At 58.7% G+C, this 22,765-nt stretch carries 20 protein-coding genes; 6 read left to right on the forward strand and 14 right to left on the reverse strand.

What is annotated here, in order from left to right; genetic code table 11:
* Window positions 1–57: 57 nt before the first annotated feature.
* From gspD to gspE, 12 genes are all read right to left on the reverse strand, one after another.
* The gene (gene gspD / locus F451_RS0104075; RefSeq protein ID WP_020680072.1) at window positions 58–2,244 is read right to left on the reverse strand and encodes a type II secretion system secretin GspD; all 2,187 of its coding nucleotides are present in this window, start codon (window positions 2,242–2,244) and stop codon (window positions 58–60) included.
* Window positions 2,237–2,707: a hypothetical protein gene (locus F451_RS26575; protein ID WP_156826370.1), complete on the reverse strand. Its 471-nt coding sequence runs from the start codon at window positions 2,705–2,707 to the stop codon at window positions 2,237–2,239. Before F451_RS26575 ends, gspD begins: the two co-directional genes overlap by 8 nt.
* A gap of 260 nt (window positions 2,708–2,967) precedes the next feature.
* Complete coding sequence (gene gspM / locus F451_RS0104085) at window positions 2,968–3,570, reverse strand: type II secretion system protein GspM (protein WP_020680074.1); 603 nt, start codon at window positions 3,568–3,570, stop codon at window positions 2,968–2,970.
* Entirely contained in the window at window positions 3,567–4,685 is a 1,119-nt protein-coding gene (locus F451_RS0104090; RefSeq protein ID WP_083928332.1) for a PilN domain-containing protein, read from the reverse strand. Before F451_RS0104090 ends, gspM begins: the two co-directional genes overlap by 4 nt.
* Before the next feature lie 316 nt (window positions 4,686–5,001).
* On the reverse strand, window positions 5,002–5,448 hold the full coding sequence (locus tag F451_RS27055) for an REP-associated tyrosine transposase (RefSeq protein WP_083928333.1): 447 nt from the start codon (window positions 5,446–5,448) through the stop codon (window positions 5,002–5,004).
* Between the two features lie 812 nt (window positions 5,449–6,260).
* Window positions 6,261–7,181: a type II secretion system minor pseudopilin gene (locus F451_RS0104100; protein WP_020680076.1), complete on the reverse strand. Its 921-nt coding sequence runs from the start codon at window positions 7,179–7,181 to the stop codon at window positions 6,261–6,263.
* Between the two features lie 85 nt (window positions 7,182–7,266).
* The gene (locus tag F451_RS0104105) at window positions 7,267–7,989 is read right to left on the reverse strand and encodes a prepilin-type N-terminal cleavage/methylation domain-containing protein (protein ID WP_020680077.1); all 723 of its coding nucleotides are present in this window, start codon (window positions 7,987–7,989) and stop codon (window positions 7,267–7,269) included.
* Window positions 7,986–8,381: a type IV pilus modification PilV family protein gene (locus tag F451_RS0104110; protein ID WP_020680078.1), complete on the reverse strand. Its 396-nt coding sequence runs from the start codon at window positions 8,379–8,381 to the stop codon at window positions 7,986–7,988. Before F451_RS0104110 ends, F451_RS0104105 begins: the two co-directional genes overlap by 4 nt.
* A complete protein-coding gene (locus tag F451_RS24775; RefSeq protein ID WP_020680079.1) occupies window positions 8,371–8,886 on the reverse strand; it encodes a GspH/FimT family protein in 516 nt (171 codons plus the stop codon). The genes F451_RS0104110 and F451_RS24775 overlap by 11 nt, the downstream gene beginning before the upstream one ends.
* 41 nt (window positions 8,887–8,927) lie before the next feature.
* Window positions 8,928–9,380: a type II secretion system major pseudopilin GspG gene (gene gspG, locus F451_RS0104120; RefSeq protein ID WP_020680080.1), complete on the reverse strand. Its 453-nt coding sequence runs from the start codon at window positions 9,378–9,380 to the stop codon at window positions 8,928–8,930.
* A gap of 25 nt (window positions 9,381–9,405) precedes the next feature.
* Window positions 9,406–10,623, reverse strand: coding sequence for a type II secretion system F family protein (locus F451_RS0104125; RefSeq protein WP_020680081.1), 1,218 nt, complete (start codon window positions 10,621–10,623; stop codon window positions 9,406–9,408).
* A 3-nt stretch (window positions 10,624–10,626) separates the two neighbouring features.
* The gene (gene gspE, locus F451_RS0104130) at window positions 10,627–12,348 is read right to left on the reverse strand and encodes a type II secretion system ATPase GspE (protein ID WP_020680082.1); all 1,722 of its coding nucleotides are present in this window, start codon (window positions 12,346–12,348) and stop codon (window positions 10,627–10,629) included.
* Between the two features lie 296 nt (window positions 12,349–12,644).
* On the opposite strand from gspE, the gene F451_RS0104135 reads away from it, so the two are divergent.
* A complete protein-coding gene (locus F451_RS0104135; RefSeq protein ID WP_020680083.1) occupies window positions 12,645–14,006 on the forward strand; it encodes a choice-of-anchor Q domain-containing protein in 1,362 nt (453 codons plus the stop codon).
* Window positions 14,007–14,046: 40 nt separating this feature from the next.
* On the opposite strand, the gene F451_RS24780 is transcribed toward F451_RS0104135, so the two are convergent.
* Entirely contained in the window at window positions 14,047–15,273 is a 1,227-nt protein-coding gene (locus F451_RS24780) for a GAK system CofD-like protein (protein WP_020680084.1), read from the reverse strand.
* A 249-nt stretch (window positions 15,274–15,522) separates the two neighbouring features.
* On the opposite strand from F451_RS24780, the gene F451_RS0104145 reads away from it, so the two are divergent.
* Window positions 15,523–16,737, forward strand: a complete 1,215-nt coding sequence (locus tag F451_RS0104145) for an EAL domain-containing protein (RefSeq protein WP_020680085.1) — start codon at window positions 15,523–15,525, stop codon at window positions 16,735–16,737.
* Between the two features lie 45 nt (window positions 16,738–16,782).
* Here the strand turns inward: F451_RS0104145 and F451_RS0104150 are convergent, their stop codons facing one another.
* A complete protein-coding gene (locus tag F451_RS0104150) occupies window positions 16,783–17,391 on the reverse strand; it encodes a hypothetical protein (RefSeq protein ID WP_020680086.1) in 609 nt (202 codons plus the stop codon).
* A 385-nt stretch (window positions 17,392–17,776) separates the two neighbouring features.
* Here F451_RS0104150 and F451_RS0104155 point away from each other — a divergent pair, with 385 nt between their 5' ends.
* From F451_RS0104155 to F451_RS0104170, 4 genes are read left to right on the forward strand one after another with little or no spacing between them, the layout of a single operon-like run.
* Window positions 17,777–19,702 (forward strand): TOL_0244 family TonB-dependent receptor, encoded by a 1,926-nt coding sequence (locus F451_RS0104155; protein ID WP_169434441.1) that lies wholly within the window; start codon window positions 17,777–17,779, stop codon window positions 19,700–19,702.
* 7 nt (window positions 19,703–19,709) lie between these two features.
* Window positions 19,710–20,276, forward strand: a complete 567-nt coding sequence (locus F451_RS24785) for a TOL_0243 family YfiR-like periplasmic protein (RefSeq protein ID WP_020680088.1) — start codon at window positions 19,710–19,712, stop codon at window positions 20,274–20,276.
* Window positions 20,273–22,270 carry a sensor histidine kinase, YfiR-like protein-associated gene (locus F451_RS26580; RefSeq protein WP_020680089.1) on the forward strand — a complete coding sequence of 666 codons (1,998 nt, stop codon included), beginning with the start codon at window positions 20,273–20,275 and terminating at the stop codon, window positions 22,268–22,270. Before F451_RS24785 ends, F451_RS26580 begins: the two co-directional genes overlap by 4 nt.
* Window positions 22,267–22,701, forward strand: a complete 435-nt coding sequence (locus F451_RS0104170) for a response regulator (protein WP_020680090.1) — start codon at window positions 22,267–22,269, stop codon at window positions 22,699–22,701. The genes F451_RS26580 and F451_RS0104170 overlap by 4 nt, the downstream gene beginning before the upstream one ends.
* Window positions 22,702–22,765: the final 64 nt, after the last annotated feature.

Consider the following 22,765-nt stretch of genomic DNA (forward strand, 5'->3'; position numbering starts at 1 on the left):
CGGGGGGGTTACCTCGGATTAATTATTCTGTGGAATTCCCCCGAACTTGCAAGCTGATCAGTTATTGCGCTGGCCCCTGTCCATGGGGCGGCTCTGCAATTCCAGGCCACGCAGCTTGTTGCGGTATTCGCGGGTGACCTCCCTCGCATCGGCTGTGTCGGTGACGGCCGTGGGGGTGATCATGACCACCAGCTCGGTGCGCTGGGTGCTCTTGCCGCGGCTGCCAAATGCCCAGCCCAGCATTGGTATATGTCTCAGATAGGGAACACCCTCACCACCGCTGTCGTTGTTTTCCTTGATCAGCCCACCCAGCACCAGGGTTTCACCACTCTGCACCGCGACGCTGGTATCGATTTGGCGTTGGGTAATCGTGGGGGAGTTGATGCCGCCAAAACTGGGGTCCGGGTTAACGTCGTTCACTTCCTGCGTGATATCGAGCACCACCATGCCACCGGCATTGACCCTGGGGGTCACTTTCAGCAGCACGCCGGTGTCACGGTACTGAATAGTACTGGTGACATTGGCTCTAAATTCGCCGTCTGGGTCAACGACGCCGCTGCTGGTGTTCGTAGTCGCGGATGTCTGGATGGGCACCTGGTCGCCCACCTTGATTTCAGCAGTATGGTTATCCAGCACCATCAGCGTGGGAGACGAGATCACCTTGAGACGTGAATCGGTCGCCAGCACATTGAGCAACGCCCGAGTGCTGGAACCGCTGATCACTTCGTAACTGGCCGTGCCGATAACATCAGCTGCCGACGAAATTGGAGTTTGACCCAAGGTACCGATGCCCTTGGTGGCGCTACCCAGGTGGTTCTTGAAGAACCATTGCAGGCCGTAACGCAGCTCGTCTTCAAGCGAGACCTCGACGATGGTGGCCTCCACCAGCACCTGCAGCGGCAGCACATCGAGCTTTTGAATGGCCTTGTACACCTTGTCGTAATCGACGGGCGAAGACATGATCAGCAGTGCATTGTTTTCGGCATCGGCAATAATGCTCACCTCTCCAACTTCAATATTGGCAGGGCTGGCACTGGCTTCGGCCCGGGTAACGGTGTCTTCAGTTTCAGCATCCGCCGTTGCCGTTGTAGCGATGGCCGGCCGGCGCGCCGATTCCGCTTCGCGGGCCTGGCGGTTGCGCCGCTGGCCCTCGAACAGTTGTCCAAGCATCTCGGCCATGTTTTCGGCCCGGCCATTTTGCACGTAATACACGTACATGCCCAATCCCTGGGCGCCTTCACTACGATCCAGCCGGGTGATCCAGGTTTTCGCATCCGACAGATACTTGCGCTGCGCAGTAATCACCAACAGCGCATTCAGCCGTTCGATGGGCATGAAACGCACCATACCCGCCAGTGGGCCATCCGCCGCATCGCCAAAGATGGCGCCGAGCTCATCCACCAGCACATCGGCATCCACCGACTGTAGGCGGAACAACCCGACCGACATACCCTGTAACTGATCGACATCAAAGGTCTTGATCGTGTCTCGCAGACTCACAAGCTCGCCCTGAGTACCCCCCAGCACCAGCAGGTTGCGCCGTTCATCGGCTTCCATCATGCCTTGGCGCGGTTTCAGCGGCTCCAGTATCTTGAGCATTTCCTGGGCGCCGATGTAGCGCAGCGGTACCACCAATATCTGGTAGCCGCGATCCGCGCTCAGGTTGCCCCGCAGGCTCATGGCGCCGCCATTCACGCTGTCGATCGGTACCACTTCATAAAATCCGGAACGATCGATCAGGGCCGCACCATTCACCTGCAGCAGCTTTTCCAGCGTCGGTATCAGCGCATCGCGACTGATCGGACGGCTGGTCTGCATGTTAACGACCCCGCGTACCTGATCATCCAGAATGTAATTTACCTGCAGAATGTCCGCCAGAATGGTCTTCACGACCTCGCTGATTTCAGCACCCTGGAAATTGAATGTAATATCCCCTTCCGCCGGTTCGCCCTTGTCGTCAGCGCTGATATCAAAAAAAACACCATTACCGCCATAGAGTTCTGTGCTTGGTGCCTCCTGACCCGGTACCACGCCAGCCTCGGCGGCAAAGCGCGCCGGTTCCAGCGAACCTCCACGGGCTTTCCGCGCGACCGCACTGGCGCCACTGGGGTCCTCAGGCCGTTGGGAGTCAGCTGTGCGCCAGGGGTTATCCAGCGCATCCGGGTTCTGCATATCCTGTAACGCACAAGCACCCAGCGCCAGGCAACAGCCCAGCAACAGCGCGGTTTTGATGGCATTACTCATTAAGAGTCTCCTTCACGGATTCGGTATCCTGTTCCAGCTGGCGCGAAGCTTCGCGGGTGCGCTCGTCCAACGGTGCGGCGTCGCCATTCTCGCCTTCCGCCGTTTCAGGCACAACCACCGGGGTTGTATCTCTGGGCTCCATCAGTTCCAGCGTGACCTGTTCATCACCGGAGCCCATGACCACCGCTTCGCGATTAATTTCATCCAGCACCCAGCTGGCATCCAGCGGCATACCGGTACTGAGCCTCAGGCGACGCTCACCGTTGCGCTCACTGAACAGTGCCCGCAACTCATCACCCACCAGAACAATACCGGTCAGTTTCCAGGTTTCTCTCAGTTCCTGGGCAGAACCGCCGCTTGGCTCGTCGGCCTGGGGCCGGCGGCTGGAGTGGAACAGCGGCCGCTCCAGCATTTCATCAAACTGGCTGCGTGGCGGAAAAGGCGGCAAACCTGTGGCAGGCATTCCTGCGGCAGGCGCTCCCGTGGCAGGCAATCCCGTGGCATCGGCCGGATCCAAAGGCACGGGTTCTGTCTGCATACTGTCAGGCTCGGTAGAGGGTTCAGGCTGCAACTTGGCGTCAGGCTCCGGTGTGGACTTAATAACACCCCCCTCCTCCATTACCGGCATCGCGGTATCAGTATCCTCCGCAGCCAGCAGAGGCATAGACATCAACAGTAAAAGCAATGACCGGCAAGTCGCGCTGAGGCAGCGCCTTTGTCTCATCATGGTGTTTTTTCCTTGGCGGCGTAGCCGGTCAGGTCAAAGCGAATATCCAGCGCCGGAACAGACCGTGCCTGAACCCGACGGTTGTTCCGCCGAGACACCCTGGTTTGTCGGCGCGGATTGGCCAGCACCGTGACATTTTCGGCGAACAGTGCGGGCTTGCCGGACTCCAGGCTGTAAAACAGGTTGACCAGGTCATCCAGCTCGCCGCGCATATGCACCTGGATGGCGATGGTCTGCAAGGGGCCGCTTTCGTCCGAACTCAGAATCTGGGTACTGATCACCTGCCCTCCACCGCGACCGACCTGGCTGTGCAGATACTGCTGCAATTGTGCCGCCGCCAGCGCGGGCTTGTTTTCTTGCAGGTACAGATCGGTGACCGGCTCCGCAGCCTGCAATTCAGCCAGTCTCGCCTCGTCCGCAGCCAGACCTTCGGCCAGTCGCTGGTAGATTGAAAGCTGATTCTCCAGCGACTCGATGCGTTCACCGTAACTCAGGTAACTGCCCAGCACGGGCCTGATAATCAGGGCGACGAGCAGCAGCACGATCAGCAACAGCCCTACGGCCAGCAGTCGGCTGCGTTGCGGGGTCAGGCGGGTCATGGCGCAGCCTCCGGTACAGACGAATCCGCGGCGCCTGTTTCCAGTCGCGCCTCAATGCTGAATCGTTCACGACGACTGCGTGGATTTATGGTGACCGGCGAAGTGAAATCAACCGACATCAACATCGGCGATGCCTCGAGTATGCCAATCAGTGACGAGGCGCTGCCGGACTCGCCCTGAATTCGCAAGCTTCGGCCATCGAGTTCAAAGCGGTTCAGCCAGGTATTGTCAGGCAACAGCTGTGTCAGCTCGTCGAGCACGAACAGCACGGGTAGCTGTTCGGCCTTGCGCCGTCCGAGATACTGCCTGCCTTCGACCAGCGCCTCGATCTCGGCACGCACCTGCTGTGCACGCTGTGCCTCGGCACGGGGCTGCGCCAGTGCGGCTTCAAGTGCCTCAACCCGCTGGGAGCGCTGATACAGTGGAAAACCGACCAGCATCACCAGCAGCAATATCCCGATAACAAGCCGGTTGCGCACCGAACGCTGCCGTCCCAGATCGCTGCCGCTGCGCAGGTTAAGTGGCAGCAGGTTAAGACTGCGCTGCTCTATCGAGGAACGGGCCTCCACCGGCAACACCACGCCCGGCATAACACCGAAGAGTTGCAACTGTTGCAGCAGAGTATCGAGCCGCTTGCGGGGCATGACATACAGGTCTACCAGAATACGCTGTGTCGCAGGTTCCCGCTTTGCCACGCGGTAGCCAAAATAGACATCGTCGGCCTTAAAGGGCGTATGCCGATCCATCTCGAAACCGAGCACAGACTCAAGCCGGGGTTCGGTCACGGCCGGCAATGCAATACTCTTGTGCAACACGCTACGTGTATCGAGCTGCAGCAGGGTACGGCCGGCCTGAGTGGCCATCTGTTTGAGTTGTTCGATCAGCGCAGGCGGGGGTGCGACCGCCAGCGGCAACCGATAGGCCTCTTCGCTCCCCTCGAGCACCACCAGTTGAGCTTCCTCCAGCTGCTCGATACGCAACTGCAGCGCCTGACCTCTAAGCCGACGCCGCCATTCAGGCGGCAGCAATCCATAAAGCTCACCGCCCCACCACTGCCAGAAGCCCGTCAGCCGCTGTCTAGGCTCATCCAACCAGCGTCGAAGCCTGCTATCCATTGCGTCGATCACCGGAGTCTCCTGTTATGACAAATTCATTTGTTGAGCCTAGTTCATATTCATAAAAGCGGTAGCTCGACCTGCGCCGCGATTCGCCCAGGGACTGGGCTCCCACAACAGCACTTTCCGATTCTCCCTGCCTCCGGTAGGACCCCACTCTGTGGGCGATGATTCGCCCGGGGACCGGGCTCCCACAACAGCGCTTTCCGATTCTACCTTGTCACCGGTGGGAGCCCACTCTGTGGGCAATATGCTTATGGTTGCGATTCGCCCAGGGACTGGGCTCCTACAATTTACAACCCGGTAAAATCAATACTCAAAGCCAAACCGCATCCCAAAAGCTGTATTCCCTTACGGAGCGCACCAATCCGGCGCGCACCGGATTCGCCACCACATATCGTGCCATAGCCGCCAGATCGTCTTCCCAGCGTAGTTGCCGGTCATGAAACCCTCTTTGCCAGACAGGCCTGGTATCATCTTCATGCAATCTGATCCGTCGCGTAGTCAGTACCTTCATCAACCGCACCGTAGCCGACAAATCTGCCTCAGGCTGCAACGCCATCAACCAGTGAAGGTGATCCGGCATCACTACAAAACAGAGCGTTGCAGCCGAGGGCTCAACATCGCGCAGGGCATGTACAACCGCTCGTGCTGATGAAAATTCTGCAAAGATCGAACTGCGCTGCCAGCAAACCGCTGTAATAAGGTAAACCTGTTCTGGAGCCGAATAGCGACCGATTCGCAATCGGTGAGAATGTGCCATGGCAATCCTTGCCTCTGTAACAATCCTTGATTCGCCCAGGGACTGGGCTCCTACAACAGCACTTTCCGATTCTCCCTTGCCTCCGGTAGGACCCCACTTTGTGGGCGATATCCAGATGGTTGCGATTCGCCCAGGGAGCGGGCTCCCACAACAGCGCTTTCCGTTTCTCCCTTTGCCTCCGGTGGGACCCCACTCTGTGGGCGATATCCAGATGGTTGAGATTCGCCCAGAGTCTGGGCTCCCACAACAACAGCACTTTCAGATTCTACCTTGTCACCGGTGGGAGCCCACTCTGTGGGCGATATCCAGATGGTTGCGATTCTCCCGAAGACCGGGCTCCCACAACAGCGCTTTCCGATTCTCCCTTGGCTCCGGTGGGAGCCCACTCTGTGGGCGATATCCAGATGGTTGCGATTCGCCCGGAGACCGGGCTCCCACAACAGCACTTTCCGATTCTCCCTTGTCTCCGGTAGGACCCCACTCTGTGGGCGATAACCAGATGGGTGCGATTCGTCCGGAGACTGGGCTCCCACAACGGCACTTTCCGATTATCCCTTGCCTCCGGTGGGACCCCACTCTGTGGGCGATATCCAGATGATTGCGATTCGCCCAGGGACTGGGCTCCCACAACGGCGCTTTCCGATTCTACCTTGCCTCCGGTGGGAGCTCACTCTGTGGGCGATATCCAGATGGTTACGATTCGTCCGGAGACCGGGCTCCCACAACGGCACTTTCCGATTCGCCCAGGGACTGGGCTCCTACACAATTTACACCTTCCGATGTTCACCCGGAGACTGGGTTTCCACGAAGGGTCAATTCATTCCAGCTTCTCTTTCAAACAATGGCTGCATCTCTGGTTTCAGGTTCGACACGGTAAAGGCGCCACGCTGCGACCGCCCACGACGCTGAATTTGCGCGCTGAATCGTGCCCGCACCACGGGCCCCACTTCAGCTTCCGCCAGCACCGTATAATTAACCCCAGCTCGCCCCTGCGAAACATACTGGGAAGTCGGCACCGGCGCTTCAGGCTGCTCCAGACCATCAAGCTGGTTACGCCGTCGCTGCTCGATATACTGATCCACGGTACCCTCATCTGCACCGGGCAGAGCCAGCAGGGCCAACCTAGGAGCAAACAGGGGATTGATGCTCGGCAGCCCGTTCAGCACGGTGACACTGCTCTTTACCCGCTGGTAGATGTCCGGCGTCATCCCGAGTACCAGCTGCAACTCTTCAACCTCTTCGAAATAGGCATCCTTGGCGCCATCTTCTCGGCCAACGGCCAGATAGTCGTCATCCTCCGCACCGTTGAGCCGGCGAAGATCGTCCTCATCACGCCAGTCCATAACCGCATCAGCCAGCGCATCTGCAGTGGCGCCATCAAGTTCAGCAGCAACAAAAAGCCCGCTCAGCAACTCGACCGGTGCCGCATTCAGGTCAATCTTCCCGCTCTCGTCCTGCAGAGCGACCCGTACCTGAATATCATCCAGCTGCAGCAGTTGAGTGCCTCCATCGGCCAGCCACTGATTCTCCTCCGGCTGTTGCAAATTCCACAGTGCCCACTGCATACCTGCTTCGCTGGCGTACTTGCCCTGTGTCGCCGCCACCAGATTCTGTGCCAATTTGGCATTGCTTCGACTGCCCTGGGACAGGTTGGCGGCCAGCAGGGAAAGCAACACCAGCACCCAGAGCACGGCCACCAGTGCCAGGCCTCGCTGCCGGTGCGATCGATGCATTAACGGACTACGGCGCGTCCACACACCGGCAGACCGACGAGATCGGCACGCTGCGCGCCTCGCCCATCCGACATAAATAACTGGTTTAAAGAAGCGTTTTGCCGGCATAGCGGTAATCCGTTGGTGATACGAGCAGCTCCGGCCAAAAGGCGGTATTGGCCTCCCCTGCCAACCCTTCGCTGTCCTGCGGCAAAGCCTGCATGCGGATCAGGTATGGCAGCACCGATTCATCCACCCACTCGCGCCGCCATTCGGGCTGGTCCGCCTCATCGTAAAACAGGTACTCAAATTCAAGCTCGGCCACGCCCTCCAGTAATACCCGCTCTTCAGGTGGCACAAAGGGGATCTCTTCGTCGTTTACACCCTCGCCGGTCGGCTCGAACGGGGCCAGCCAGTTGATAATCTCCCCGTCGGTATAAGGTCTTGTCGTCATAATCAATTGTTTTTGTTGCGTTTCTGTTTCACTGACACTTAACTGGCACCAGTAGAGTTTGGCCACACCATCGCGTGTCGGCAATGCGGTAACAAATGTCAACTTTCGTTCATCCCCCTGCATTGCCACCGACAGCCGCACGTCAACATCGCGTAGCCGCAACGGCTGCGCCTGCTCCAGCAGTCGGCGCACAAACGTCTGAACCAGGTAGCTTTCATGCACCCGCTCCTGTTGCGCGACGACCCGTTCCCAGGTTCCGGTGGCGATGCGAAAGGCGCCAAACACCAGCATGGCCACCATCCCGGTCAGCAGCAACGCAATCAACAGCTCCACCAGCGTGAAGCCGCGTGAGTCGGATGTCGGTTGCCGGCTCATTGCTCGTTCACCAGTCGCACGGTGGTAAGGGTCAGCTCCTGGTTGCTGTCCCACTCAATGGTCACATCGATCCGGTAAGGCACCAGGAATTCATCGAGACCCTCATCCTGGTCGGGAAAATCAAAGCGGCCGATTTCTGAAACCCAGCGGAAGCGGTCATCAATCCGGCCTTCGTCCCTGCCCGCCCTGATCTCGTTCGGCGCTGTCAGCGCAACCATGCGGGACTCGGCCAGCAACAGTGCCTGCTGGCGCGTCGCGGCACTGTCAGTCGTGCGCATGGTCAGTGAGAAGATATGCAGAACGACGCCCAGCGCCAGCGACAGAATCAGAAAGGCCACCAGCACTTCGAGCAGGGTAAAGCCTTGCTGTCGCCACGCCCTGTTAGTCTTCATTCGCGGGCAGTTCCTCTTCGCGACCATCATCTATCCGTACTCGACCGGTCAACCAGTCCACGTCTATTCCATACTGTCCGCTGCTTCCAGTGAGCCGTACGCTGCCCCCACTGGAACTGCCATCCGGGTAAAAGCGAATGCTGGGGCCGCCGCTTGTGGCGCCATTGATCAGGGGCACAACGACGTCATAGCCCAGCGCCAGACTGCCATTGTCCTTGAGAGTCACATCAATGTCGTCGGGCAAGGCGATGGGATCAACACGATGACTGACGCGCAGGGCATGGTCCTGCGGATCGACACTCAATGAGACCAAGCGGCTTTCGGCCATCGCCTGGGAGCGCAGCTGGCGCAGCAGTGCCGCTGTTTTCTGGGTATAGCTCTTGAGTTCAACGCCCGGTAGCACCGCCGCAAAGCGAGGCACCACCAAGCTCAGCATCAGGGTGGCCAGGACCAGCACCACCAGCAATTCGAGCAATGTAAACCCGCTCTCGCGCTCAGTTGTCACCCGGAAACTCCTGATGCCTTAACAAACAGGCTGTTAAGACCCTAATTCCAGCTATTGACGTCCTGGTTCTCACCGTCGCCGCCGTCTTTGTTGTCAGCGCCCAGGGAATAAAGGTCGAACTCGCCGTGCTGCCCCGGATAGTTGTAGACATAGTCAAAGCCCCAGGGGTCCTTGCGCACCACCTTTTTCTTCAGGTAGGGTCCGTTCCAGTTTGGCGCACTGGAGGGCTTCTCGATCAATGCCTCCAGCCCTTCATTAGTAGTGGGATAGCGACCGACTTCAAGCCGATACAGGTCGAGCGCTGCGCTCAGCTCCTCGATCTGCAGTGCCGCGGTTTTGGTCTTGGACGTGCCAAGATGTTTCAGCACCTGAGGGCCAACGAGGCTCGCCAGCAGGCCCAGGATAACCAGCACAACAAGCAGTTCGAGCAGCGTGAAGCCCCGCTGCCTGTGCTTGCGGTGCCGAATGGGGGAATCTCGATAGGTGGAAAGCATACTCACGGTTAAAATTCCTCACAGGTCATATTGGCAAATCGTTTATCGACATTATCGCCACCAGTATCGACAGAATAATGCCAGCGATCATCAGTCCGAGTCCGACGATCAGTACGGGTTCCAGAATGGTCAGCATCCGTTGCACGGCGTTCGACACTTCGCGATCGTAGACATCGGCCACCTTAAGCAACATGTCATCGAGCTGCCCGGTTTCCTCGCCGACCTGGATCATCTGCAGTGCCAGTGTTGGAAAGACCCCGGTAGCCTGCAGCGGTTCCGCCAACCGCCGCCCTTCTTTCAGGCTCGCCGCCGCGGTATCGGCGCCCTGGGCCATCATCTGGTTGGTGAGGGTATCACGGGCTATCTGCAGTGCGGTCAGCAACGGGACGCCACCACGCACCAGCGTCCCAAGACTGCGGCTGAAACGCGCCGTGTCCAGTCGCTGCATCAGGCTACCCGCCAGCGGCAGGCGCAACAGCCAGGCATCCCGGCGCAAGCGCACGGCCGGGTCCTTTAACCGGTGCCGAAACCAGAGTGCGCCCAAAATCAGCAGCAGTAGCACCCAGGGGCCGAGATCCCGAATGAATTCGGCGATGCCGATAACAATACGGGTCGACAATGGCAGCGCCCGCCCCATATCCTCGAACAGCTGCTGAAACTGCGGTACCACATAAGTCAAAATGATCAGCAGTGACAAGCCTGCAACGGTGAGCAGAATCAACGGATACAACAGAGCCGACAACGTTTTTTCGCGCAACTCGCGGCTACGTTCCATATAGAACGCCAGGTCGGTGAGACCGTCGCCGAGGCTGCCCGACATTTCCGCCGCGTGCACCATGCTGATATAGAAGCGCGAAAAGTCGCCACCCTGCTCCTTTAATACAGCCGACAATGACTGTCCCTTGCGCACCCCTTCCTGAATGCGCCCAAGCAACGACTGGGATTCGCGGTCACCCGCCACGCGGCGCATGATTTCCAGCGCACGATCCAGCGATACCCCTGCGCGCATCAGCGTTGCCAGATCCTGGGTGAATTGCTGTACCTGACGGTGCGACGAGCCGCCGAGAGTCAGTTTCAGCTGCAGCATATTCTGCACACCCGTGGCGCCACCCTCTTCGACCGAAATCGGAATCAGCCCCAACCGCTGCAACTGCTGTACCGCCAGCGACTGATCGCCAGCCTCCAGCGCGCCGCTGCGTTGCTCTCCCTCCGGCGTAACCGCCCGGTACTGGAACTGCGCCATGGATCAGGTCTCCTGGGTGACGCGAATGACTTCTTCAAGGTTGGTGATACCCGCCAGCGCCTTCATGCAGCCATCTTCGTACATGGTACGCATTCCCGCGGCACGGGCTGCCTGATGAATTTGCCCCGAGTCCGCATGCTTCAATGTCAGCCGGCGAATTTCATCGTTCATCTGCAACAGTTCGTGAATAACCACGCGACCATGATAACCCGTACCCTGGCAGTGCTCGCAGCCTCTTGCACGATAAAGCTGTACCGGTTTGCCACCACTCATGCGCTCGAGCCCGAGCTCAGCAACGACTTCGGGCAGCGGCGTGTAAACCTCCTTGCAGTGACTGCAGAGAACCCGCACCAGCCGCTGACCGATCACGGCATTCAGGGTCGAGGTCAGCAGATAGTCTTCGACACCCATTTCAAGCAGGCGAGTGACACTGCTGGCGGCATCATTGGTATGCAGGGTCGACAGCACCAGGTGACCGGTCAGCGCCGACTGAATGCAGATGCGGGCAGTTTCCAGATCACGCATCTCACCCACCATGATGACATCAGGGTCCTGGCGCACGATGGATCTCAGGGCACTGGCGAAGGTCAGACCAATCGACGACTTGGCCTGGATCTGGTTGATTCCCTCAAGCTGATACTCGACCGGATCTTCAACGGTGATCACCTTGCGCTCGGGCGTATTGAGACGGTGCAGGGCCGTATACAGCGTGGTGGTCTTGCCGCTGCCGGTCGGGCCGGTCGCCAGGATCATGCCATTGGGGATTTTGAGTAATTCTTCGAGCACCTGCCGGGTATCCTCGGCGAATCCCAGTTCGACAAAGTTCAGCGAGACACTTTCGCGGTTCAGCAATCGCAATACAACGCTTTCGCCATGCATCGTTGGTACAGTCGAAACACGCACATCAAGATCCTGACCCTGAACACGCAGCTCGATACGGCCATCCTGGGGCAGTCGTCGTTCGGCGATGTTAAGGCGAGCCATGATCTTGATACGGGAGATCACCGCCGGCGACATTTTCACCGGGGGCGCTTCGCCCTCCTTCAGCACGCCATCGATGCGATAGCGCACCTTGAGGCTGTTCTCGAAGGGTTCAATATGAATATCCGACGCCCGGGCTTCCACCGCCCGCTGAATGATCAGGTTAACCAGCCGGATTACAGGCGCACCGCTGGCCATATCCATCAGCAGTTCGACACTTTCCTCACTCTCTTCACCCGGTGCCACGTCCGAGAGGATATCGCCCATCTGGGATTGTCCTTCACCGTACATGCGCTCCAGTGCCGACTCGATTTCAGAGCCCACACCGACAACGGGTCGCACCTCGCAGTCGGCCGCCAGCGCCACGGCTTCTGCGGCAAAGCGATCCTGCGGATTGGCCATCGCCACGATCAGGACGTTATCTTCCCGCCGCAGGGGGACCAGTTGGGAATCCTTTAAAAAGCGATAGGACAAAGCGCTTTCGAGCTCCGGCGTCTCGGGATAATCTGCCGCCACAGCCAGCGGCAGCTGCAACAGCTCCGCCAGACTGGCGGCCATGTTGCGCTCCGATACCAGTCCCAGCTTGACCAGCAACAACGCCAGCGGGGCCTCTTCGACCTGACTGGCGCGCATCCGCTCGACACGCGCCAGATCGGTTTCGGACAGGCGTCCGGCTTCCACCAGCGCGCGCCCCAAAGCCTTGTCATCCAGCGGTGCAACTTCGGCCTGTTCAGCCACTTCCATCGCGCTTGTCCTCCAATTCAGATTCTGTGCCGTTCGCTGCGCTCTCCAGCAACCTTGTGCGCAGCGATCAGGTTCCCCACAAGCAACGGGAGCAAGGCACCCTGCGTACCCTTAGCTTACCGGCAAAACACCGGTACCACGCTAGCTCAACTATAGCTGAAGTTCCTGTTCGCCCAATATGACGGCAATGCTCTAAGCTGAGCCTTGTGTAAAGCGAATGGCCCAGCCCCACCATTTCTTAAAATCGCAGGCGCCGGCCCGATGGTATGAAAACAACAAGCACGGAGAAACAGACGATGCAATCCGCTGGCACTTCACTGGTAATCCTTGCGCTGACATCGCTCATGATAACCGGCTGTCAAACAACTGATATTACAAAGTATCCCAGCGCGCCAGATCAGCCCAAGACCTGGACGGCGCAGGACATACAAAACACGATTGTTGTCACGTCAGTGGATGACGCCGGCCCCGGTACCCTGCGCAATGCCATTGTGCAGGCTAATGCCTCTGCCGGTATGGATAAAATCGTTTTTGAAAGCAGCGAAGGTTTATATCAGCAACCGCAAAGTATCAAGCTTTCGAGCGGCCTTCCGGATATAACCGACTCTCTGGTTATCGATGGCTATATCGATAACATGCTGTGGAAAGCCAGTGGCGTTACGCTGGACGGCCAGGGTCGATACCAGATTATACGGATCGCCAAGGGCGTAAACGCCAAAATCGCCAACCTGACATTTACCGCAGGCCACGCCGAACGCGGCGGTGCCATTGAAAACCTCGGCAACACCGTGCTCTCTGGCGTGCTGCTGACCGACAACAGGGCAACGGAATTTGGCGGCGCAGTCTTTAGTAGCGGCAGCCTGTATCTGATCAACAGTACGGTTCACCACAACCGCGCCGGCCAGGCAGGCGGCGGTCTCTTTCACGAGCGCGGCTATCTTAAGGTCACTCATGCGACCTTTGATGGCAACGAATCACCCAAGGGTGGCGCACTTTACAGCCGTGTCGAAGGCGTGCTGCAGAACAGCATTCTGGCCAACAGTGTCTCTGAACAGGACTGTTTTGCCGAAACCGCATTTGCCAAGGAGAGCACGGCCAATATCATCGAAAGCTCCCACCTGTGTGGCGAGGTGTTTTCAAGCGCCGACCCGGGCCTGGGCAAACTCGGTGGTTACAACGGATCGACCCGCACCATTCCCGTCAGTTCACGCAGTGCCGCCTTCAACTGGGCCGACAATGCGGCATCGGTTGACGAAACCGGCGCGCCCCTGGTGTGGGACCAGCGCGGCAACGGCGACCCTCGCTTTGCGCTCGGAATTGCCGATATCGGCGCCTTCGAAGTGCAGCCCCGCGTTCGATTTGAAGTGGATACGCTCAGCGACGAGGATATCCGCGGCTGCACTTCGGCCAGGGCGGACTGCTCTTTGCGGGGCGCGCTGCAGCTGCTGAACAACAGCGACAGACATCAGCGCCTGGGCTTCGATGCTGAAGTATTCAAAGATGGCGGAGAATTACGGCAGAAAAGTGCGCTACCGGCAATCATTCGCGATTTGACGATCGATGCGAGTGCAGTCGGCGCCGTCGTTCTGGTCGGCAAATCGAAGTTGGAACCCGCAGAAGGCGTAAAGCTGGAACTCATCAATATTAAAAGCCGCTGATCCTGCATTCGGCTCCTGCATTGGGCCGTGCAGCAGGCTCCTACAGCGGGGAAGTCATTTTAGGAGCTCGGTCTGCGGGCGAACCCTTTATCAGGCCACCGACCGACAGCAGCGCCTCACTCAGCAGGCGCGCATCGGCCAACGGAGCGCTTTGCGCCGACACCAGCGGCAAATCCAGCACCCGCACGCCCAGAGCCTGCAACGCGGGGATATCAATGCCACCGTTATAGCGCCCGTTGACGCTATCGATCACCACATAGTTCAGCAGGTGCTCAACCGGCACCGGTGGTTCACAGTCGTCGCCCAGCATCGCCAACAGACGCCGCACGGCATCCGTCAGACTGATACCCCACTGTTCCGGATCGTTGCCCAGACTCGGCACGTACACTTTGGGGGCCGCGCTGGTGGCAATGGCCCGGCCAGCGCCACGGGGTAACAGGTTGGCCAGTACGCTGGTATAAAAGCTGCCCGGCGGAAAGCAGATCAGTTCGGCGGCGGCGATCATGCGTTGACGGGATTCGGGCAACACCGACTGCACCGGCTGCCACTCATCGAGCGAATTGCTCAGACTCAACTGTTCAATCACGGCGCCCCGGCCAGCCAGATCCAGGCTCGTTATCAGGTGTTCGCCGATCACGCGGGAGCCGTCATCCAGCTGCGCCACCAGGTGGTAGTTGTCGTTGGTGACGGTGTGCACTTCGCCCAATACCTGGGCATGGCGGGCAAACTCGGCGATGGCCGCGTCCAGATTCTTGGCATTGCGCAAATAGGTGCCGGCCAGCACAAGGTTACCGATGCTGGCGCCACGCAGGTCAAAGTCGTCCGCCATGGCCTCGCGGCAGGCTTCCAGCTGAATACAGATCAGGTCCCGGGTTTGTGCATCAACCACCGCCGCCAGCGGATGTTCACCGGCGATGATACAGTCCAGTTCCGCCCGCAATTGCGCTGCAGAGGCACCTTTTGACAGCCGGTGTGCGAACAGCTGCACGCCCTCGGGGTGGCCGGTCACCCGCTCATCCGCCAGGGACATCAGCCGGCTGCGCAGATCGCCGATGGCAGGCATCGAAAATGCCTTGCGCAAGATCGCCGAGCTGCCGCCCGAATCATAGGGGGTCACCAGATGAACGGAATTGTGGGTAAAGCGCTTTAGAGCACGGCTGGTACTGTCCAGCGCAGAGCCGCCGGTAAAAAACAGCAGCTGTGGGCCATTGGCGGGATCCCCGGCAAACGCATCGAGGCGTGCGGGATCCGGCGTCCAGGTGGTCATAAGCGGGTCGGTGATAGGATTAACGCGTTTCCCTGAAAGCATTCGCAGCGCTGGCTCATAACGACAAAAACAGCGCCCATTATCCCCCATCCGCCAGGGATACCAAAGCAAAGATCTCATTATACCTTCGCCGTGTAAGGCAGGTACTGCTGCAATTTTGCCCATCGTGCACCACGATTTGGCACGCTGATTGCCTTGCCCTTTGCAGACGCATTGCATCCACAGTGCATGCAACGATACGAGGTCACTATGAGCGAGACGATATTCCCCTGGTTCCAGCCCATTATTGAAGTCGCCAGCGGCAAGATTGCGGGCTTTGAGGCACTGGCCAGGCGCAGAGGCGCATCGGGCGACGTCGAGTCCGCCGCCGACATTTTCCGAAACCCGGCCCGCTCGGCACAGGAACGCCTGGACGTGGACCGCAGTGTGCGCTATCAGGCGCTGCAAAAATTCAGCACGCTGGAAGGAAGCCAGTTTCTGAGTCTGAACCTGTCACCCGAGTGGATCGACAACCTGCAGGGTTCCGATGACCAGCCGACCCTCTCGATGATCGAGGAGCTCGGGCTGGACCCGCGCCGGGTGGTGCTGGAGATCACCGAGCAAAATGGCAGTATCGAACAGATTCAGCGTCAGGCCAGTCGGTACCGTGCAGCGGGCATCGGCATCGCCTACGATGACTTTGGCACCGGATTTCAGCAGCTTGACCGCGTGCTCGCCTTCACGCCTAACCTGATCAAGCTGGACCTGCAGATGTTCCACAATGGTGCATGCAGTGCCCACAAGGATGCAATACTGCAGATGGTTGGCCAGATGGGCACTCAACTGGGCAGCAAGATTGTCTGCGAGGGCGTTGAAACGGCCGACGACTTTTACCTGGCACTGCAGTGCAATGCCAGCTTCGTGCAAGGCTATGCCTTTGCGCCGGCGCAGCCCGAATTTGCCGAGGCAGATTCCACCCGGGCACAGGTGCGCAAGCTGCTGAACAGCCATCTGGACATGACGGTGGAGCATACCGCCCGAGCACAGTGGCAGGAAAAAAGCCTGCACAGCAGCCTGCTGGCACTGCGCGATCTGCTGGTCACAGGCAAGGGTGACGCAGCGCTGCAGAACTATCACCCGAGCCCCGGTATTCAGCGCCTGTATATCTGCAACCGCGAGGGCGATCAGACCTCCCCCAATTATTACTTCCTCGACGGGGCCTGGCAGGCCGACAGCAGCGTGATTGGCAACAACTGGAGCTGGCGACCGTACTTTTACCAGCTGCTCGGGTCCACCGACTACCAGAGCCGTATCCTGCGCTCGTCCCCCTACCTGGACATCGGTACCGGACAGCGCTGTGTGACGCTGAGTCTCGCGCTGGACAACAACCGCGTACTGTTGGTGGACGTCAGCGCACCCAAACAATTTGGCGGCAGCGATGCCTGCCACAGTGAACTGATGCCACGGATGAACGGCGCTGCCTGAGCGTTTAGCTCCCCATAGCAGGGCGCCCGGCGGGAGCCCGCAACTTTAGCTGCGCAGCAGCCAGGCTGAAATGACGTAGGCCAGCAGGTAGAGCAACACATAGAGAACCGGCAGTAGCCAGAGCAGCACGATACGAAATTCAAGCCGCAGGTCCGCCTCACGGATACGCTGCACCAGAGCGCGGGACAGGGACAACGCGAGCACCATCACCGGCACCACGATCAGCCAGAACAGCGGCAGTTCGATTTGCCAGTGCCAGTCCAGCGACAGGCGATCGGCCAGAGACTGCAGCGGTGCCAGCAGCCAGCCGGGCGGGTGCCAGCTTCGAGCCCCGGTCATGCTGCTCACCAGCGGCACACAGAGCAACACGGCCAGCAAGTGCAGCAACCATACGAGCCGGCTTGGGGCCAAGTTTCGCGGGGTACGCTGCACCCCCTCCAGCTGACGCGCCCAGTGACCGTAGTGGTAGTCGTTCAGCTGCTGCACGTATGGCTCCAGCTCGGGACAGGACGCGGTGTTTTCGCGCACGAACAGCAGCGCGTCTTCCGCTGTAGTGAATCGCTTTTTATAGCCCAGCCCAAACCGACGCTGTTGACAGCAAAAGACATCTTTTTGAGCATCGTAACTCACGGGATTGGGTATTTTTTCCGTCACGGGGCTTCTTTCCTCTGTTTTCTCGGCATAGCTTAGCCCCTCACGCCCGGCACAGCGAGAGGCTGTGCTATCGCAATCTGCCAGGCCAAACACTCATCTGCTTGGCAGCGACGCCATGCGTTGCTCTGGTTTGTGCATCCCGGCAGTCGTGCGAAATATCTGACGTTCACAGCGAGGGAGGGGTCATTTTCTGTACGCTTGCCCGTTAAATAGTGCCACTCATCGCCCAAAAGGTTACCGATGGCTCCAGCTGCCAGCAGAAGTGACAGCAACCACATTTTAGAAAATGCGCGGACTCGACTATGCTGCCTGGTGAGGATAGCTGCACACGGACAAGGATATGCCGGCACGAATTACAGTGAAAACCAGAACTGTAGTACCTTTGTTGACTCGCCATACATATCTGCCGATACAACAACGGCTGGGTAACATCGGCGTGTTGCTGTGTACTTTATTGCTCACGTCCGCCACCGTGCAGGCCGCAGCGCCCCACTACGCCACCAGCGAGCTACTCGACCTCAGCCTGGAAGACCTTTCAGACCTGACAATCAGCTCTGTTTCCAAACGGCCGGAAAAACTGTCCAAGGTCGCGGCTTCCGCCTACGTGATAACGTCCGAAGCTATTCGCCGCAGCGGCGCCACCAGTCTGCCCGAAGTCCTGCGCCTGGCGCCCAACCTGCTGGTTGCCCGTGTCGGCAATAATAAGTATGCGATCAGTGCCCGGGGCTTTAACTCCACCACAGCCAACAAATTGCAGGTCCTGATCGATGGCCGAATCGCCTACACACCGCTCTACTCTGGCGTGTTCTGGGATGTGCAGGACGTATTGCTGCAGGATATAGAACGCATCGAAGTTATCAGCGGCCCCGGTGCCACCACTTGGGGCAGCAATGCCGTCAATGGCGTCATTAGTATCATTACCCGGCCAGCGGCGGACACCCAGGGCGGCCTTGTGGTGGCGGGAGTGGGCAATATCGAGCAAGGTGCTGCCCTGCGCTATGGCGGCACCCTGGCCTCCGGCGGGCATTACCGGGTGTATGGCAAAGCCGAAAACGATAACCAGAGCACACGAGAAAGCGGCGGCGGGGCCGATGATGACGCGCAGCGGGGTCAGCTCGGGTTTCGCGCCGACCCTTACGGCGATGGCCACCTCAGTGTCCAGGGCAATGTCTACGAGGGCCGGCAGGAACAGCCTAGCAAGCACGACATTGAAACGCGGGGATTGAATTTTCTGACGCGCTGGCAGCACAACCTGATGGATGGCTCACAAGTACAACTGCAGGCCTATTATGACCGGACCGAGCGCGATCAGCCGGGTGTTTTCAGCGAAACGCTGGATATTCTGGATATTGAGCTGCAGCGCGGCCTTACCCTTGGCACTCACCAGAAAATTGTCTGGGGCGTCGGTCATCGCTCCGCCTGGGATGACGTGAACAACAGTTCGGCGCTGGCCTTTCTACCGGCCGAGAAACATCTCAGTTGGAACCACATATTTTTGCAGGACGAAGTTAGCCTGCAGCCTGACTTGAAACTCACACTCGGCGGCCGGTTAGAGCACAACAGCTACACGGGTCTGGAGTTTATGCCCAATGCTCGGCTGGCCTGGCATGCCACAGATCAGGATCTGCTCTGGATCTCGCTGGCCCACACAGTGCGGACACCATCGCGACTCGATCGCGACTTTTTTGTTCCAGCACCACCCTTGACGCCCCAGCTGGCAGGCGGGCCCGAGTTTGAATCCGAAACGGCGGATACATTCGAAATCGGATATCGCGGACAACGATTCAGTCGGCTGAATTATTCACTCACCGCCTTCTATAGCGACTACGACAAGCTGCGTACGCTCGAACCGACGGGCACCGGCAGCTTCGAGCTCAGCAATGGACTGCAGGCACAGACCTATGGTCTCGAAGCCTGGGGGGACTATCAGGTCAGCGAACGCTGGAGACTGAGCGCAGGTGCCTTGCGATTAAACGAGGACTTTAAACTTAAACCCGGCAGTGCCGACGTTAATGGAGGCAAAGCAGAAGCGCATGACCCATCACATCAGTGGATGCTGCGCTCCCACTTCAACCCGGACAGCGCACACGAGCTCGACCTGACGCTGCGTCATGTTGGCAAGCTGTCATCCACAAATGTACCCGCCTACACGGCCTTGGACATTCGCTATGGCTGGAAGCCCGCAGACAACGTCGAGCTGTCGGTAACGGCCTGGAACCTTCTGGACCCCGCGCATAGCGAATTTGGCTCTGCCAGCAATCGCATCGAAACCGAGCGCAGTGTGTATCTCGAACTGCAACTGAGGTACTGAGGCCAACATGAAACCGCCCGCCACATTGCTCGTCACGCTGCTGTTACTGGGCAGCTGCATGATAACACCGGCAACCGGCCTTGCCCGGGAAGCAGCGAACAGCGCCACGGAAACCCGTATCAAGGCCGCTTTTCTGTTCAAGTTCTGCCATTACGTCACATGGCCCGATAGCGCTTTCCCTGCATCCGACAGCCCCATCAATATCGGGGTTATCGGCTCGGACGACATCGCACGGGAACTGCAGCAGGCAGTCGCCGGGCGCAGCATTCAACAGCGCCCGCTGCACGTGCGCACCTATACAGCGGCAACGCTGCCTGACGATATTCAGTTGCTCTATGTCGGGGCGGCTGCACGGGCCGCCGCGCCACGCTGGCTGGCGAGCCTGCAGGGCAAACCAGTCCTGGTGGTCACCGACAGCCGCAACGGACTGGACAGGGGCAGCAGCATCAACTTCGAGGTGGACGGCGACCGGGTGCGCTTTGATATCTCCCTGTCCGCGGCGCAGGCCCATCAGCTCAAGCTAAGTTCCCAGTTATTGTCGGTAGCGCGCCAGGTACGGGGAACGCCGCCATGAATCAGCGTTTAGGTCTCAAAAGTCCCCCTCCCCAGAATCCTGCAAACGAGGACCAGGCCCCGGCATATAGCACTCTTCTGAAAAGAAAAATTGGCCTGAGCTCGATCCGGTACAAGCTTTCGCTGGGCATCATGCTCACCACCATTACCGCCCTGGTCGTGTCCGGCGTCAGTATCGTTGCCTACGATCTGGGCGATTACCGTGAGCGAACCTATGAAGACTTGCGCACCCAGGCCGACCTGATGGGCCATGCCAGCGCTGCGGCGCTGCAATTCCAGGATCCCGCTGTCGCCGAGCAAACCTTGGCCCTGCTGCGCCTGCGCCCCCAGATCAGGGCCGCGGCAATCTATACTCCCGATGGTAAACAGTTCGCCCGCTACCTGAGCTTGACGACCCCATCCAGCCTTTTAACTCCGCTGCCCGCCGGCAGGGACTCTCAGATAGAAAACGGCATGCTGAGCCTGTCGCAACCCATACGGTTTGAAAATGACCGGCTCGGTACCATACAGCTGGTCGCGGAATATCGTTTTCACGATCGCCTGTTACACGACCTTGGCATTGTCCTTGGCGTGGCGGTGCTCGCTCTGGCTATATCCATGCTCATCTCTGTCTGGATTCAGGCCCGTATTACCCGGCCGATCTTACGGATCACCGAGCTGGCAAATCGCGTGGTTCAGCAACGCGACTACAGTCTGCGTGCCGAGAGCACCACGAACGATGAAATCGGCTATCTGGTAGACGCATTCAACACCATGCTGTCCGAAATCGGTCGCAGAACCGAGGCACTGGAAGTCTCTAACCTGCAACTGGAAACCGAAGTAAAGGAACGCGTGGAAACCGAACGGGCACTGCGTAGCAGTGAGTTACGCCACCGGACGCTGATAACTGAACTGACAACCGTGGTTTGGCAAGCCGATGCCAAGGGTGACTTCATTGCCAACCAGCCGGCCTGGGACGGCTATACAGGCCAGACACCTGAAGAACACATGGGCCGGGGCTGGTTGAATGCGCTGCATGCAGAGGACCGGGCAGAACTGGAACAACTCTGGCAACAGGCATGTGAATATAACAGCCCGCTCTCGAGCGAAATGCGTCTTTGGCATGCAGACAGTCAAGACTACCGCCATATCAGCCTCAAGGCCGTGCCGCTAAAAGGCGTCGATGGATCCACGCTGGAGTGGATTGGCATCGTCGATGACATCCATGAACGGACATTATACAGCGAAGAAATCAGCCGCCTGAACTCCCAGCTCGAACAGCATGTAAAGGAGCGTACCGCCGAACTCGAATCGGTCAACAAGGAGCTCGAGGCCTTCAGTTATTCGGTGTCGCATGACCTGCGCGCACCGTTGCGTTCTATCGATGGATTCAGTCAGGCCCTGCTCGAAGACTACAACGATGCGATGGACGATACCGGACGAGACTACCTGGCCCGCGTGCGTGCCGCTGCGCAACGTATGGGCATACTGATCGACGACCTGTTAAACCTGTCCCGCGTCAGCCGGGCGGAAATCGATCGCCAGCCGCAGGACCTGAGCGCAATGGCCGCAGACATTGTCACCGGGCTGCGCGAAAGTGACCCGCAGCGCAATGTGGATATACAGATTGCCGCAGGGCTCGAAGCCTGCGGTGATGGCCGGCTGATGCACGTCGTTCTGGACAACCTGCTCAACAATGCCTGGAAATACACCGGCAAGACAAGCGGGGCCCGTATCGAATTCGGCATGCGTGACTATAATGGTATATCGAGCTTTTTTATTCAGGATAATGGCGCCGGCTTTGATATGACCTATGCTGCACGTCTGTTCAACGCCTTTCAGCGACTACACGATGTACGGGACTATCCAGGCACAGGGGTGGGGCTGGCAACCGTTCAGCGTATTATCCGGCGTCATGGCGGACAAATTTGGGCAGAGGCGGAGGTCGATAAGGGCGCGACATTTTATTTCACACTGCCCCTGATTGCACAATCGACGGAACGAGGTGCGACATGACCAGCAAACCGATCTTACTGGTGGAAGACAACCCGGATGATGAGGCCCTGGCGTTGAGGGCTTTCAAAAAAAGCGCCATCAGCAATCCCATCGTGGTGACCCGTGACGGCGCCGAAGCACTCGACTACCTTTATGCGCAGGGTCAGTACGCTGATCGCGATACTCGGGAACTGCCTGCCGTCGTGTTGCTTGACCTCAAACTGCCCAAGATTGACGGACTCGAAGTCCTGGGCCGAATTCGTGACAACGCACTTACGAAACACCTTCCAGTCGTCATTCTGACTTCTTCCAAGCAGGAAGAGGACTTGGTAAAAGGCTATAGCCTGGGCGCCAACAGCTATGTGCGAAAACCGGTGGATTTCAATGAATTTGTGCAGGCCGTGGGGCATCTGGGCATGTATTGGCTATTGCTGAATGAGCTGCCGTACTAGAGGCGCCAGCGTTCATGGACACCGTGCAAAACGGAATCGGCTCGTGCCGAGTGCGTATTCTGGG

The sequence above is a fragment of the Marinobacterium rhizophilum DSM 18822 genome (genome assembly GCF_000378045.1).
GTDB classification, from domain to species: Bacteria; Pseudomonadota; Gammaproteobacteria; order Pseudomonadales; family Balneatricaceae; genus Marinobacterium_A; species Marinobacterium_A rhizophilum.